The 16,262-nt window shown below is 30.6% G+C and carries 11 protein-coding genes; 2 read left to right on the plus strand and 9 right to left on the minus strand.

Going from position 1 to position 16,262, the window contains the following annotated elements; translation table 11 throughout:
• Positions 1-25: 25 nt before the first annotated feature.
• Together BUA92_RS18280 and BUA92_RS18285 are read right to left on the minus strand one after the other, a co-directional pair.
• Entirely contained in the window at positions 26-7,036 is a 7,011-nt protein-coding gene (locus BUA92_RS18280) for a S8 family peptidase (RefSeq protein ID WP_083553588.1), read from the minus strand.
• 35 nt (positions 7,037-7,071) lie between these two features.
• On the minus strand, positions 7,072-8,835 hold the full coding sequence (locus tag BUA92_RS18285; RefSeq protein WP_073022036.1) for a S8 family peptidase: 1,764 nt from the start codon (positions 8,833-8,835) through the stop codon (positions 7,072-7,074).
• 208 nt (positions 8,836-9,043) lie between these two features.
• Here BUA92_RS18285 and BUA92_RS18290 point away from each other — a divergent pair, with 208 nt between their 5' ends.
• Entirely contained in the window at positions 9,044-9,523 is a 480-nt protein-coding gene (locus BUA92_RS18290) for a GNAT family N-acetyltransferase (RefSeq protein ID WP_073022039.1), read from the plus strand.
• A 55-nt stretch (positions 9,524-9,578) separates the two neighbouring features.
• Here BUA92_RS18290 and BUA92_RS18295 read toward each other — a convergent pair whose 3' ends face one another.
• On the minus strand, positions 9,579-10,382 hold the full coding sequence (locus tag BUA92_RS18295; protein ID WP_073022041.1) for a hypothetical protein: 804 nt from the start codon (positions 10,380-10,382) through the stop codon (positions 9,579-9,581).
• Between the two features lie 32 nt (positions 10,383-10,414).
• The gene (locus BUA92_RS18300) at positions 10,415-11,197 is read right to left on the minus strand and encodes an alpha/beta hydrolase (protein WP_073022044.1); all 783 of its coding nucleotides are present in this window, start codon (positions 11,195-11,197) and stop codon (positions 10,415-10,417) included.
• 209 nt (positions 11,198-11,406) lie between these two features.
• On the opposite strand from BUA92_RS18300, the gene BUA92_RS18305 reads away from it, so the two are divergent.
• On the plus strand, positions 11,407-12,357 hold the full coding sequence (locus BUA92_RS18305; RefSeq protein WP_073022046.1) for an N-acetyltransferase: 951 nt from the start codon (positions 11,407-11,409) through the stop codon (positions 12,355-12,357).
• Positions 12,358-12,395: 38 nt separating this feature from the next.
• Here the strand turns inward: BUA92_RS18305 and BUA92_RS18310 are convergent, their stop codons facing one another.
• The 5 genes from BUA92_RS18310 to BUA92_RS18330 form a co-directional block, all read right to left on the minus strand.
• On the minus strand, positions 12,396-13,070 hold the full coding sequence (locus tag BUA92_RS18310; RefSeq protein WP_073022049.1) for an ABC transporter permease: 675 nt from the start codon (positions 13,068-13,070) through the stop codon (positions 12,396-12,398).
• Complete coding sequence (locus BUA92_RS18315) at positions 13,063-13,986, minus strand: ABC transporter ATP-binding protein (RefSeq protein WP_073022051.1); 924 nt, start codon at positions 13,984-13,986, stop codon at positions 13,063-13,065. The genes BUA92_RS18310 and BUA92_RS18315 overlap by 8 nt, the downstream gene beginning before the upstream one ends.
• 134 nt (positions 13,987-14,120) lie before the next feature.
• Entirely contained in the window at positions 14,121-15,056 is a 936-nt protein-coding gene (locus BUA92_RS18320) for a sensor histidine kinase (RefSeq protein ID WP_073022053.1), read from the minus strand.
• Position 15,057: 1 nt separating this feature from the next.
• Complete coding sequence (locus tag BUA92_RS18325) at positions 15,058-15,747, minus strand: response regulator transcription factor (protein WP_073022056.1); 690 nt, start codon at positions 15,745-15,747, stop codon at positions 15,058-15,060.
• Complete coding sequence (locus BUA92_RS18330) at positions 15,740-16,147, minus strand: hypothetical protein (RefSeq protein WP_073022058.1); 408 nt, start codon at positions 16,145-16,147, stop codon at positions 15,740-15,742. The genes BUA92_RS18325 and BUA92_RS18330 overlap by 8 nt, the downstream gene beginning before the upstream one ends.
• Positions 16,148-16,262 lie beyond the last annotated feature (115 nt).

Raw genomic sequence — 16,262 nt, forward strand, 5'->3', positions numbered from 1 at the left:
TTCTATTTGTTCCTTTTTATGATTTTTACTTAGAATCTCGCTCTTTAGGTAGCCTAATAAATAGATTTTTAAGATAATACTCTCTACTATTACCTTCTAAAATTTCCTCTTCAGGACTACTTCTTATTGCCTCAAAAGCCATTCTAAAATCTAACATTCCATATCCCCAATTAGGGTTTGGATAAATATCCCCCGGTCTTTTATTGGTTCCTCTTATTAAATAGGTTTTAACCTTTGAAGCATACATATTTGGATCATTATTATTTACTATTCCCCACTGAAGTACTAATGCACTACATCCTGCCGTTATTGCTCCAGCTACACTTGATCCAGATACAACTTGAGTTCCTCCTCCAACAGAAGCAACTATTTGATTCACTCCCCCTGCTGCTATATCAGGTTTCACAATATTATTTCTTGTATATCCTTTACCCGAGGTTGGTACAATACTATTATTGTTTTGATTGTAATAACCTACACTTATAGCTCTTTCAGATGTTGATGGTATTGTTAATGTAGTGTTGCTTGTTGGGTTAAGAAAAGCTGTTCCTGGTGCTATTAACTCTCGTTGTAATAACCAAGAGTCGTATCTACCTACTGTAATTAATTCACCTATTAGAATAAATTGCCATATACCTTCTTTAATATTTTCTGCAAAAATAACTATTTTCTGATCTCCAGTAATTTCTTCTGGTATTAAAAATGATATATACATCCTAGTTTTTTCGTATACAAAGTTTATATCAGCATCTTCCTTAAATTTAGGGACTATTTTTTTTATAATCTCTCCTGTAGGTGATATTATTGAAAGCGAAACCTTGTCAGGTTTTGTCACCCATATCTCAAATCTAATATCTTTTTGCCTTGGTCCTATTTTTAGCTCTATTGTTTTTGAATCTCCAACAAACTCTATCATTCCTGATGTATGGGTGTCTGTATTTCCTTGATTTCCTGTTGGTACTACAACTACTATTCCCTTACGATTTGATATTTCATCTATATATCTTTCTAAGAAAGTAGTTCCATTATGAGCTCCCGTATTTGTTCCTAAAGGAACATATATAACCATAGGTCTATTTAATTTTAAAGCCAACTCATACAAATATCTGACTGCAAAAAATACTCCAGTTCCTCTATAACTAGGAACATCTCCATATATGCCAATAAACTCCCTTCCCTTTTTACTACTCATTCTTGGCTTTACAACTGCTATATTACTTCCTGGTGATACTCCTTGAAGTTCTGGAATTGTACCTCTTCCTATAAGTATACTTGCCATATGAGTACCATGCCCAACTTCATCTTTAGACGGAACTATTGAGTATGGATCTCCTCCACTTGCTTTCAATTGTATTGCCCTATCTATTTCTTCTTTACTATATTCTACACCACCTACAAGTTCTGGATTTATTATAGATGGAACTATTGTTTGATCCCATATAGTCAGAATTTTAGAGGTTCCATCCTCATTAATAAACTGTTCATTTAAATAATCAATCCCTGTATCCACAAGTCCTATAACTACCCCTGTACCATCTAATGCAAAATTTGAGCTATTTATAAATGATGGAGCTTGAGAAGCTTCTACTGGTGATATATCACTTAAGGTATATGCTTCTACTGGATCATTATATATTATTTGTGGTATTGATTTTATAAAAGCATCTGAGTTTTCAATTGGAATTGCAATAGCTGCTCTTCTATTATCTAATATATACAACCCGGTATTAGGGTATTTTGCCATAGCACTTCTAATATCCCCTTGATACTCAATTAATACCCCTCTATGGGTATCTTGGTTAAAATAATTTATGTTTTGAATGTTTACTAGCTCTCTATTTTCGTAAACCAGCCCTCTTATATTATCAAAAACACCCTTCATATTTAACATCCCATAACCCCATTCAGGATTTGGATATATATCTCCAGGTCTTTTACTAGTTCCCCTTATTAAGTATGTTTTAACTTTGGTTGCATACAAGGTTATATCATTTTGATCTACAATACCCCACTCCATTATTAAGGCACAGCATCCAGCTAAAACAGCTCCTGCCACACTAGAACCGGATACTAGCTTAGTTCCTTCATTAACATCTGTAGTTATCTGATTAATCCCTCCAGCTGCTATATCTGGTTTTATTAAATTTTTTCGTGTATATCCTCTACCAGATTCAGGTACTATAGAGTTATTATTTTGATTATAAAAAGCTACACTTATAGCTCCAGATGATGTTGATGGAGCAGTTAGAGTAATCTGTGGATCTGGATTAAGAAATCTAGTATCTTCAGCTAGTAATTCTTTTTGTAGTATCCACGAATCATATCTTCCAACTACAATTAACTCTCCAGTTAATTGAAACTTCCAAATACCAGGTTTCATTTTTCTACATACTATAGTTATTCTTTGATCTCCTGTGATTTCCTCTGGTATTGAATATTCAACAATCATATTAGTTTCTTCATAAACAAAGTTAACCTCTGTAAAACCTTTAAGTTTTGGTGGAACTCTTTGTATAACTTCTCCTGATGGTGAAGTTATTGATATCGAAACCTTATCTGGCTTTGATATCCATATTTCAAAACGTATATTTGACTGATTCCTTCCAACTCTTAGTTCTATAATACCAACATCTCCAACCCCTTTTATAAGACCGGATGTATGTGTGTTAGTATTTCCTTGATTTCCACTAGGTACTACTACTGTTATCCCATTATATGAAGATATCTCATCTATATATCTATCTGTAAATCCATCTCCGTTATGAGGTCCATTATTAGTACCAAGTGGAAGAAATATTACCATTGGCCTGTTTAATGATAATGAAAGCTCATATAAGTGTCTTATTGCCATAAAGAGTGTAGTACTTCTAAACACTGGCGCATTACCATAGATTCCATAATAATCTTTAACTATATTCGATGCTTCCTTAAGTTTAACTATTGCTAAATCACATTTAGGTGCTACTCCTCTAAATACAGGTGTTGTCCCTTTTGCAGCTATTATTCCAGCCATATTTGTTCCATGACCAAGTTCATCTTTAGATGGAACTATTGCATAAGGATCTCTTCCATTAGCACTTTCATTTATTGCTCTATTTATTTGTTCTTGACTATATATAGTACCTTGAATTAATCCTGTGGTCTCTTGATTACTTTCTATAGTTTGATCCCAAATTGACAATATTCTACTAGTTCCATCATCATTCATAAATTCTTTATTTAAATAATCTATTCCCGTATCTATTATTCCTACTGTAACCCCTCTTCCATCTAAAGGTAGATATATGTTATTGTAAAACAAGTTTGCCCCGGAGGCTTCTATAGGAGAAATATCACAGAGTGTAAATACTGCTCCTGAATCTATAACAATTACTTCGGGAATAGATGAAATTATATCTATAGCTTTAACAAAAGACTCTTCTATAGCTATTATAGCTCTAGTATCATCTATTACATAAGCATAGGTATTAGGAAATCTTTTTACAGCCTCAACTATATCTCCATTGTACTCAACCAAATAATTCCTTCCTTTTTCCTCTAGAAATTTATTTTCTGATGGTTTTGGAGAAATTTCTCTATAACTTTTATTCTCTAGACTTCTTATATTGTCAAAAACCTTTTTCATATCAATAGTTCCATATCCCCACTCAGGATTAGGATATACATCTCCTGGCCTTTTATCTGTTCCTCTAACTAAATAAGTTTTCATCTTGGTTGCATACATTCCTGTATCATTACCCTTTACTATACCCCACTCCATTATAAGAGCCGCACATCCAGCTATAATTGCTGCTGCTACACTGGATCCGCTTACAAGAACATTTGTACCTTCAAGACCAGTAGTTAATGCATTTATTCCTCCTGCTGCAAGATCTGGTTTTATTCTTCCATCACTACTAAAGCCACGTCCTGAACTTTCTACTATGGTATCATAATTCTGATCATAATAACTTACAGAAATAGCTTCTAAAGATGTTGAAGGTAGTGTTAGTGTCGTATAGTGATTAGGCTTAATAAACATAGTCCTAGGTGCTAATAGCTCTTTTTGTAATAGCCACGCATTATATTGTCCTGTTGACACAAAATCTCCAATAAGTCTAAAAATCCAAATACCTTCTCTTATATTACGTGCAAGTATAACTATCTTTTCATCCCCAGTTTTTTCTTCTGGAATGAAGTAAGTTATTGACATCTGTGTCTTCTCATATATAAAGTTTATCTGTGTTGCTTCGTTGAGTTTAGGCGGTACTCTTTCTACGATTTCTCCTGAAGGTGAAACCACAGATAATGCAAATTTATCTGGCTTAGATACCCATATTTCTAATCTTATATCTTTTTGATTTTTATCAACTTGTAATTCAATATTATCTATTCCACCTTGATTTCGTATTACTCCAGATGTATGCGTAAAAGCTTCTCCTTCATTACCTGTCGGAACTACAAATGTTATTTCCCGACTTTTAGAAATTCTATCTATATACCTCTCAGTGGATGAAAATCCATTATGAGCCCCCATAGTCGAGCCCAATGGCAGTAATATTATCATAGGTTTTGCTATATTTAAGCTTAATTCATATAAATAATTAATGGCTAAAATAATATCAATACTATAGAATACAGGTCTATTCCCGTATACTCCATAATAATCTCTAAGTCCTTGACTTCCCTCCTTTAATTTAACAATTGCAAACTCACATTTTGGAGCCACTCCTATAATATCAGGATTAACCCCTCTTGCCCCAACAATTCCAGCCATGCTTGTGCCATGACCTATTGTATCTCTTGATGGAACAACAGCATATGGATCTCTATCTTGCTTCATTTCTTCTATAGCTTTATTTATGTCTGCTCTTATAAATTCACTTCCTATTGGATGTCCTACTATTTTTCTTCCACCTTCTTCAGTTTGGTCAAAAATAGAAATAATTCTTGTATTCCCCGCCTCATTAATAAACTCTTCGTTTAAATAATCTATTCCTGTATCAATTATACCAACTACGACTTGTGATCCACTTAAAGATAAAAAATTGTTTTGTGCATTTGTATCTTGGAACATAATTGCCCCTGAAGCTTGAAGTGGAGAAATATCACACAATGTATATATTGCGCCTGGTGATACATAGGTTATCCTATTTCTTAAGGAAGCTATAGCATCATCAATTGACATTACCGTTGTTTGTATTAGTGCTCTCTCGTTATCTATAATTTGAACATTTACGCCATTAAGTTTGTTAGCCTCTCCAACTATATCTCCCTGATATTCAACTAAAGCATATTCTATATTTTGTCTAGACATTTCATTTAAATTTTCTCTTCCCCTTGATGCACCTAAAAGCCTTAATGAATCATAAGCACATATAGTACCATATCCCCAAGTAGGATCTGGATAAACTATTTCTTTTCTTTCTCTTTTTGATGCTTTGGATAAGTAATATTTAAGCCTATCTCCAAACAAAAACGGATCATTTCCCCTTACGATTCCCCATTCTAAGAGCAGTGCACATATTCCCGCTACATGTGGTGCTGCCATCGAGGTTCCAGACTTAGTTTCAAAGCTACCTCCTGAAACTGTTGATAATATCTCATCACCTGGTGCAACAAGGTCAGGTTTATTAAAAGATCCTACTTCAATTTTTCCTCTTCCTGAAAATGGTGAAATCGAATTGGTTAAGTAATTATAACTACCAACCGATATAACACTTTGTACCGTTGCAGGTATGCCTAACGTGTTATATACACTTGGATTTAGAAATTTCGTTTTTGTATTTAAAGCTTCTGATATAGGAAGCCATATGTTGTAAACCCCTCTATACTCATTTAATAACTGTAAGTTTATACTCCACTGACCACTTGGAACATAGTCTGCTGAAGGGACTATGCTTACAATTATTTCTCCATTTATGTCAAAAGGTTTAGGCCCAGTATTATAAATAATACACCTATCCTTACCTATACTCATTTCTTTATATCCTTCATTTAAGACTATATTTCCTGTTCTTTCTCCTAGCGGATTTGTTATTTGTATAGACAATTCGCTTAAAAGAGGCTTGTATAACTGTAAAGATACTGATGTTTCTGCTTCCGAAATACTTAATATAATATTATTAGTATTCTCTAATAATCCTTGTGTATGATGTGCAGCATCACCTTCATTTCCAGCAGCTACAACTATCGCTACTCTTTCAAGCTTGCATATAGTCTCTATATACTGCTCCAATAAACTAGTTCCATTATGCGCACCATCATTAGTGCTTAGACTTATATTTATGACACTTGGTCTATTTAATTCTTTTGCCCTATCTACAATAAACTTTATTCCTCTCATTATCTGTGTGCTTAAGGCATAGTTTAAAAGCCCGCCTCTTGCTGTTTTAACCATTATTATTGAACTTTTATAAGCTACACCATAGTTTACCCTGGGAACTCTTCCACCTGCACAAGCTATTCCAGCAACATGTGTTCCATGATTTAAAGGATCCCTTACATTTACTACTGAATATGGGTTTTGTGCTCTTATAGCTTCATTTATTTGTGTACTATTATATACTCTTCTATCTTCCCCTAAATCATAAATATAATCTATTCTAGTATTTCCGTTTTCATCTCTAAATGCAGGATGAGTATAATCTATGCCCGTATCAATAAACCCAACTATAACCCCTTCACCTGAAAGACCATAACTTTCCCAAGCGCTTAAAACACAGCAAGCTCTATTACTATAATAGTCAGATGTAAATAACACCTTAGGAAGCTCAACATATTGAACTCCTTCAAGTTCTGATAATCTTCTAATATCTGATGCTTTAACAGTTACTATTCCAAAACCAAAACCTAAATTTTCAAACACTCCACCTATTTTGGCAGTAGAACTTACAATTTGCTCTAAATTATCTCCAAACAATACTATAACTTCAACATTACCTTGGTTTATTTTTTCATTTTCCGATAAAGCAACCACTTTATATATTAGTTGTCCTGGGACATTGTTTAACAAATTTAATCCACTATCAAACTTATTTGTTTCTATAATAAACACCTCTAAATCATTGCTATTTGACTTATATTAATTCATTATGGAAGTCTTACAAATAAACTTCCTACATAATATCCATCTCTATATCTGTTTCTTTTTTTATTTTCAGAAACTAAAAATCTAATATTATCGAATACTCCCTTTAAATTGAGCATCCCATACCCCCATTCCCTATTGGGATATGTATCACCTAATCTTTTTTCTGTTCCTCTTATTAAATAAGTCTTAAGTTTTGGTGAATATAAAGATGGGTCATTACCCTCAACTATACCCCACTCATATATTAGGCTACAGCATCCTGCTGTAACTGCAGCTGCTACACTTGTACCAGTAATGGTTTGAGTTCCACCTCCTACAGATGCAACTAATGCATTTACCCCTCCTGCTGCTATATCAGGTTTAATCTTCCCGTCCCTTGTATAACCTCTTCCAGATAACCCAACTACAGAGTTATTACTTTGATTATAAGCTGCCACTGTTATAGCTTGAGTGGCTGTTGATGGTGTTGATAATGTTATATATGGATCTGGTCTTAAAAATTTAGTTTCTGGCGCTAACAACTGTCTTGAAACTAAATAAGCATCATATCTTCCAGTTACAACTAATTCCCCTAAAAGTCTAAACTTCCATATACCCTCTTTAATATTTGTAGCTTTTATAATTATTCTCTCATCTCCTGTTTGCCTTTCAGGTAAAAGGTATTCAATAATCATCCTAGTTCCTTCATATAGAAAACTTACTTCTGTTTGCCTATTAGGAATAGGTGGAACCCTTTGTACTATTTCACCTGTTGGAGATACTATTGATAATGTAAACTTATCTGGATTTTTGACCCAAATCTCCATCCATATATTTCTTTGATTACTATCTACCTTTAATTCTATTTCTGATACATCACCTACATTCGTTAATTCTCCAGAAGCATGATTTTCTCCATCTCCTTGATTTCCTGTAGGTGTCACAAATGTTATTCCTCTAGTAGCAGAAATTTCATCCATAAATCTTTCAGTTGTACTTAATCCATCTTTAGGTCCAGTATTAGATCCCAATGGTATTAAAATCACCATTGGCATATTATACCTAACTGCTACTTCGTATAAATATCTCATTCCAAGTATCAACGCTACTGTAGTGTACACTGGGCTATCTCCAACAACCGCATATTCACTTTTCGTACGCTCATCAGCTATAGCTAACTTAACTATTGCAAAATGACATTTAGGTGCAACCCCTATAATATCTGGATTAACTCCCCTAGCTCCTGCAACACTTGCCATATAAGTACCATGTCCCTGGTCATCTCTAAGTGGTACTATTGAATATGGATCTAACCCTTGATTTTTTGCCTTTATTGCATTATTAATATCCTCACTTGAATAGTCTCTTCTGCCACCTTGATCTAGCATCGCTAATATCCTTGTAGTTCCATCTTCATTTTTAAATTCTTCATTTAAATAGTCTATTCCAGAATCTAAAATTCCTATAATAGTCCCCGTTCCATCTAATTGAAGATATGGACTTGTATGAAATAAGTCAGCTCCAGCAGCATTTCCAGGTGATGTCTCGCACGGAGAATATAATGCATTAAGCTCTACATTAGAAACATATACTCCAAGTCCTTTTATGACATCTGAAAGATTTCCTAAAACCACCAATACAGCACGACTTCTATCCACTATTATTAATCTCGCATTTGGAAACTTACTCATCTGACTTTCTATATTACCTTGGTATTCGATCAAAATATAATTGGAATCATTCCAATTAAAATTTGGATCTATAGTCTCTATGTTAGGCAGCATTATCCATCACCTCTAAAACTTAGTAATACTATAAAATATTCATTTTTTTTGATTATTACTACAATAATAATTAAATTTATATTTTTATATTATTTAGAATAAATTTCATAATTAATATTTAAGGTTATTAATTTTAGCTTTACTCTTAAATTTTATAATGTTATAATCTCAGTAATTATAGTAAATCAAGGAGGGTTTATAGGATAAGATGTCAAGCATTATAACTTTAGATTTTTATAAAGAAAAACACCTTCCAGAACTACTAAGGTTCTGTCTTCCACCAGAACAAGAAGTTTTTACCGCGCTTCCTAAAGATGTGCTTCATCTTTGCTTATCTGATAGACACAGGTTTCCTATTGTTGTATTACTCGATGATGTGGTTGTTGGCTTTTTTATTCTTCATTACGGTAGAGATATAATGGAATTTATACATAATCCCAATGCAATTTTATTACGTTCTTTTTCAATTAATTATAGGTTTCAAAAAAATGGATATGCAAAACAAACTTTAAAGCTTGTTCTTGAATTTATAAAAAATAACTTTTCAGGCATAAACCAACTAATCTTGGCTGTAAATGAAAAAAATACGCCTGCTCAAAACCTATATTTACGTTGCGGATACACTGATACTTCAATAAAAAAAATAGGACCTAAAGGTCCTCAGCTTATATTTCAACACACTATTTAAAATAAGATGCTGAGAACTTACTCGGCATCTTATTTTTCTTAATTTAATTAAATGTTTAAATCTTCAGTTCCAAAAGAATTACACTTATGACATATGTAATTAATGAAAGAACAACTGCTAAAATTAATATAGAAGTCATTAAAATGTTATATTTTATAATAATTACTTCAGATATTAAGTTTGAAAATCCTATTGCATTAAGTATAAGTAATAAGAGAAATATAACATCTAATCCCTTTGAAGCTCCTTTTACATCTGCCTTACTTAAGGATATATGAGAAGCTATGCAAATTGATAGAAATAAAAATAAATAGAAATAGGGATTTTTAAAATTTTCTATAAGAAAAATATTTCTTATAAAACTTTTATATAAAATAAGTATATTATAAAAAACTTCTTTATTTAATACTTCGAACTTTAATCCTTTTTCAAGAATTTCAATTAAATTAAAATATGATTTAGGAATACTAAATCTCATTAAAGCTATAATTGATATAGTTCCTCCAAACATAGGCGCAATTCCTATAAAAAAGTTACCTATCTCATGATATAAATTATTTTTTCTATAACTATGTTTTACATATCCCATAGTTCCATTTGCATCTGGTTTTTGAAAAAGTTTTACCTCAGTTATTTTATGCCCAAAGAGTAAGGCCATTAATCCATGACTTAATTCATGGATAGGTACTCCTATAAAACCTGTAATCATAAGTGACTTACTTCCAAATCTTTTTTGAAAATTTTTGAGTGAATTATTTCTTAATGCTCCTAAAATAAAGCCTATTACAATTATAACTGCTGTCAAATATAATGTTTCTACTATTGTTTTTGTTATTACATCTATAATAATATTACTCATCAAATCACCTTTTAATTTAAGCTTTATCCTATTTATAAATTAAGCCACTCTATTGCTTTTTTAATATAAGTATCCCAAAAATCCCATTCATGTCCTCCTGGTCCTTCTTCATAAGTAGATGAAATTCCTTTTTCTTCTAGATACTTTTTAAATCTAACATTTGATTCATATAAAAAGTCCTCTGTTCCTATAGCTTGATATATTCCTGGAAGTTTAAGACCGTTTTTAGTCAGATTTTCTATAAGAGAATATATTTTATATGGATTAACCTTTTCAGGATTCTCTCCAAACATTGCCTTTAACTTAATAAAAGGAGGTTCATTCGAAAAATCAACGCTTTCCAAAGCATCAACAGCTCCTGATAAACAAACAGCTGCCGCAAATTTATCCGGATTTCTAAGTGCTATCATAAGTGCACCATATCCCCCCATTGATAATCCACCAATAAAATTATCTTCCTTTTTATCTGATAAAGGGAATGTCATTCTAACAAACCTTGGAAGTTCTTCCGTAATAAATGTGTAGTAGTTATGCCCGTATTCTGTATCTACATAAAAGCTATTTTGAACTGAAGTCATTACTAATGCTAGATCTTTCTCTTCAGCATATCTCTCAACATTAGAATGTCTAGTCCAGCAACTATAATCATCAAACATTCCGTGTAACAAATATAAAGTTTTAAACTTTTTAATAGGATAAACTTCATCCAAAGTTTTTTCATATTTATTCATATCAAATAATGTTGGAATTACTACTCTTACATTTACTTTTGTATTTAGTACATATGAGTGAAAATTGCAATCTATCAATGCCATATTTAATACTTCCTTTCATATTATAAAATTAATTTATACCTATTATTATATCAGTAGCTGAATCTAAAACCCAAATTTTTCTTTTAAAATTCTATTAATGATTATATAATAATTATAGAAATTTATTTTCTTACTATTAAATTTAAAAGGAGGGATGAAAATGTTTATTATTAATAAAAAACATTTATTTAAAAGAAAGAAGGTACTCTATGATAAATATTACAGTTCGTCCCATACAAATAGGTGAATTTCCTAGATTCTTATCAATAGGAACTAGCCATGAAAATTTAGAAGATATAAAAAAATATGTTACTGAGCTTTTAGAATCTGGCTGCACAAGATTAGAATGGTGTTATGTCTTAGAAAATAATGGTGATTTTTTAGGAAAATTTATATTTTGGTCTCTTCCTAAACTAGATAAACCACTAGATATAGTTTTATTAGATTTAGATTGGTCAAATAAGAAGTATTTAGAACTAGGAACTTTATTTTTAGAAAAGATTAAAGATATCTCTAAAGATCTATCTATTGCTAATTTGGGATATGTTTTAGATTCCCCAGCTCAATATCCTCAGTGGCAGGAACACTTTAATAAAAGGTCTAAACTTCTAGAAACCTCTGGTTTTAAAGTTTCTAGAAAAACTAAAAGATTCATCTACTCATCAAGTGCTCCATTAGTTAACTTTAATTACGAAAATTTTATCATCAGATCTTTAGAAGATGTTGATGACAGTGAATATATTAAAGCTATACTTGAAGTTTCAAAATCTACCTTAGATGAACGAATTAATTTTGATATAAACTCAATAGGTGCGTTTGCTCAAGCAGAAGAAAACTTTAAATATCTTAAGAATATGCATTATAAACCCTCTTGGTGGAAATTAATATATGATAAAATTGATAATTCACTAATAGGTTTAGTTATGCCTACTATTGCACCCTCATTTGGAACTATAGGTCATATAGGTGTGGTTCCTGAAAAGCGTGGTAAAGGGTATGTAGATGTTCTTCTTTCCCTAGGAACCAAAATACTTTTAGATAATGATGTTGATGTAATTAAAACAGATACTGACATAAATAATGTTCCTATGGCAAATGCATTCATTAAAGCTGGTTATGATCATTTTGCTACTCGTAATGAATATAGTATAAAATTGTAAGATAAACACCACCTTGAAATTAATCAAGGTGGTGTTTATCAGTTTAATAAATCAGCATTTTCAACATTTCTTATAGATAGATATGAAGCTATTATTCCGATAACCCCCATAGCAGTTGTAATTATTATTGATTCTTGAACCCCATTGCCTAGTATGCTAAGTACTATAACTGATGTTACTATAGTAGCTACTGTACTCTTCTTCTTCATACCTACGAACATTGGAATTAAACTAATAAAAGAAAAGATTAAAGAAAAAATAAAATTATTAACTAACCCTTTTGAAATTATCTCTAATGTCAATCTTTCATCAAAAATATAAATAAACTTATTTATAATATATATACATATATTTACGAATATGCTAGATAAAAACATACTTAAAAAGGAAAAACTTAATATTAAAATCACTTTCGATACCATTATCTTCATCCTTTTTATTGGGTACATAAACATAATATTTATAGTTTTAGTTGTATATTCGCTAATCATAACCCTAGATATTATTACAGCAGTAAAAACTAAAAATACTGATCTTACCATTACACCACCAAACTCAAACATAGTACCATAGTCATATATAGGTAAATCTCCTTCAGCCTTAGCTAGGTAAACAGTAACCATTATTAATGGAACTAATATTATATTGGTTATAGCAACTGATTTAACACTTATTTTTGCCTTTTTATATTCAAGCTTTATTAAATTAAGCACTTCTTTCACCATCCTTTAATAACTTTAAGAAATGATCTTCTAAAGAATTATTTTTTTTGTTTATTGCTTCTATATTAACGTCATTTAGAATTAAAGCCTTTGATATCTCATTTTGGCTTAACCTTAAATCATATATTCTTATAAGTGTATTTTCTTCGACTCTTATATTGGTTATATTTAAGTTGTTTTCTAAAACAAAAGCAGCTATAGAACAATCCTTAGTTATAATTTCTATATACTCACTCTTTTCCCCTCTAATCTCTTCCATAGAAACTTCTTCAACCAATCTTCCATTATTTATTACTGCAATAGTGTCTGCTATTTGTTCTATTTCACTTAAGATATGGCTTGAAATTAAGATAGTCATTCCATATTCTTTATTTAACATTCTAAGTAAATTTCTCATGTCCTTTATACCAATAGGATCAAGTCCATTAATAGGTTCATCTAATATTAATAACTCCGGTTTAGTTAATATAGCCCTTGCTATTCCTAACCTCTGTTTCATTCCTAATGAATAATCCTTAACTGCTTTATTTTCAATGTCCTTTAAATCTACTAAATCTAGTGCTTTATCAATAGCTTCTTTATTATGATATCCCATATACTCACAATGAAGTTCAAGATTATCTCTTCCAGTTACTTTGTCATAAAATACTGGGTACTCAATTATAGTTCCCATTCTTTTTAACACTTCATATGATGTGTTTGTGAGCTTTTCTCCGAAGATTTCTATTTCTCCTTCAGTTGGTTTAACTAAGTTAGTAATAAGCTTCATGATTGTAGTTTTTCCTGCTCCATTTGGTCCTAGAAATCCATATATCTCACCTTTTTTAATGTTCATATTAACATTTGAAACAACATTTTTATCCTTAAATGTTTTTGTTAAGTTTGTAGTTTTTAATATATATTTCAATGCTCTCACTCCTTTTATTACCTTATCTCTAAGTTTATTCTAAATCTTCAACTTCTCTTTTTTATTAATCAAATCTTACAAAATACTTAAGTTTAAAAACCAAGATGCTATAATTTCATACATCTTGGTTTCATTTAATAGTCTATTATTTTTAACTTAACTGTAAATGTTGTTGTTTTATAAGGTATACTTTTTAAAAATATTTCACCATTCATCTTTTCAACTAATCTTTTGGTTATTGTAAGACCTAGTCCACTGCCTTGAAAAACCCTATTTCTTGAGTCCTCAAGTGTATACATTCTTTCAAAAACCCTATCTATTTTATCTTCTTCTATTCCTCTTCCTTTATCTATTACATGTATATAAATAGATTTCTCATTTTCTTCTATACTTAATCCTATAAATTTGCCATCTGTTCCATATTTAACAGAATTAGAAAGTAAATTATTTAAGATTCTATCAAGTGCTTCTTCATTTCCAAAGGCATATAAATCTTTTTCTGGAATATTAATATCTACCTCAAATCCTTTAGAATTTAATATATCATAAAAGTTCAGTATATTTTTTCTGCATACCTCATTTATATTTATCCTAGTCAAAGAAATATCCTTATCCCCTGATTCTAATTTAGCTAAATCAAAAAACTTATTTATTAAATCAATTACCTCAATAGTTTTGTCATGCACTTTCTCTAAAAGAACTTCTTTCTCATCACTACGCATACTTTTATCTAAATTTATGGTCTCTATGTAACCTAAAACTACAGTAAGGGGAGTTTTTAAATCATGAGAAATATTTGAAAGCATTTTCCTCATAGAATCTTCTTTTTTTCTATATTCAGCTAAAATCATTTGATTGTTTTCTAAAAGTTTGTTGATTTCTGATAATAGATCTTTTAAAACCTTATCATCAGTTACAACCAATATCTTCTCTTCGCTATTATCATTTAATATTTGTTTTAATTTTCCCTTTATATATACTAAGTTTTCATTTCTAACTTTTTGCGAAAAATACTGAAACAAAATAATACAGATTAATATAGCTATTACAATACATAAAATAATAAGCAAATTAGTTTACCTCCAGTTTATACCCAATTCCCCACAAGGTTTTTATATATTCAGGCTTTGAAGGATCATCTTCAATTTTCTCTCTAAGTCTTCTCATATGTACATTTATAACATTTTCATCTCCATAGTATTCTTCTTTCCATGCAAAACTGTAAATTTGAGCTTTTGTAAAAACTCTATTAGGATTCTTTACAAATAACTTTAATATATCAAATTCTTTTGATGTAAGTTGAATATTTTCACCATTTTTACTAACCAAAAAGCTATCTAAATCTATAGTTATATCTTTGATTTTTATTATATTGTCTTCTTTGTTAGTTGAATATTTAGTAGCTCTTCTAATAGCAGCCTTTATTCTTGCTGATATTTCTATCATTGAAAAAGGTTTAGCTATGTAGTCATCTGCTCCAAGCTCTAGTCCTACAGCCTTCTCCACATCACTACCTTTAGCTGACATTATTAATATAGGAACTGAACTTTTATTCCTTATTATTTTCATAGTATCAAGTCCATCTAGTTTAGGTAACATTAGGTCTAATATTATTAAATCAAAATCATCATTAAGAAATTTTACAACTCCTTCTTCTCCATCAAAAGCAGTTGTAACACTAAAACCATCTTTTATTAGATAATTTTTTACCATATCACTTATGGATACATCATCTTCAATTATTAAAATATTATTATTCATCCTTATCATCTTCCTTAATTTTAGTTATAAAAGGTAAATCAAAAAGAGAAATTCCTAATGAAAGTACAATTGACACTGGTACGCTTGTACTTAATCTTAAACCCTTGGCTTTAGTAAAATAATATAGGATAAAATCCAAAATAACTATTAGGATAAAAAATACTATAAACTTAAATCCCCTATCTTTTATGTTCTTGGAATCTAACTTTATTAATTTTAATATGGAGTCTACTAATAGATACAAATATACAATCACTAATAGAAAAATGTTTCCCACTACTAACCCTATAGTAAAATCTCCAACTATATTTTTAAAAACGATAACTAATGAAGCTATTGTCCAAATAAATAATACTGTTATCATTGCTAGTTTAATATGTATAGATTTTAAATTCTTCATTTTGCCTTCCTCACTTGCTTCTTTTATGTAAATTATACCACCTGACCCTTCTGATTCCAATAAGTAAAATAGAGTGTTCTAAACATTTGTTAATACACACCCTATTTTGTTAAAT

The sequence above is a fragment of the Clostridium intestinale DSM 6191 genome, assembly GCF_900130055.1.
In the GTDB taxonomy this organism is placed as follows: Bacteria; Bacillota; Clostridia; order Clostridiales; family Clostridiaceae; genus Clostridium_T; species Clostridium_T intestinale.

What these genes read in the sequence shown, in the direction of transcription:
- BUA92_RS18285 (WP_073022036.1), bottom strand. Translation starts at nt 8,835, where the DNA reads ATGCTGCCTAACATAGAGACTATAGATCCAAATTTTAATTGGAATGAT.
- BUA92_RS18290 (WP_073022039.1), top strand. Translation starts at nt 9,044, where the DNA reads ATGTCAAGCATTATAACTTTAGATTTTTATAAAGAAAAACACCTTCCA.
- BUA92_RS18295 (WP_073022041.1), bottom strand. Translation starts at nt 10,382, where the DNA reads ATGAGTAATATTATTATAGATGTAATAACAAAAACAATAGTAGAAACA.
- BUA92_RS18300 (WP_073022044.1), bottom strand. Translation starts at nt 11,197, where the DNA reads ATGGCATTGATAGATTGCAATTTTCACTCATATGTACTAAATACAAAA.
- BUA92_RS18305 (WP_073022046.1), top strand. Translation starts at nt 11,407, where the DNA reads ATGATAAATATTACAGTTCGTCCCATACAAATAGGTGAATTTCCTAGA.
- BUA92_RS18325 (WP_073022056.1), bottom strand. Translation starts at nt 15,747, where the DNA reads ATGAATAATAATATTTTAATAATTGAAGATGATGTATCCATAAGTGAT.
- BUA92_RS18330 (WP_073022058.1), bottom strand. Translation starts at nt 16,147, where the DNA reads ATGAAGAATTTAAAATCTATACATATTAAACTAGCAATGATAACAGTA.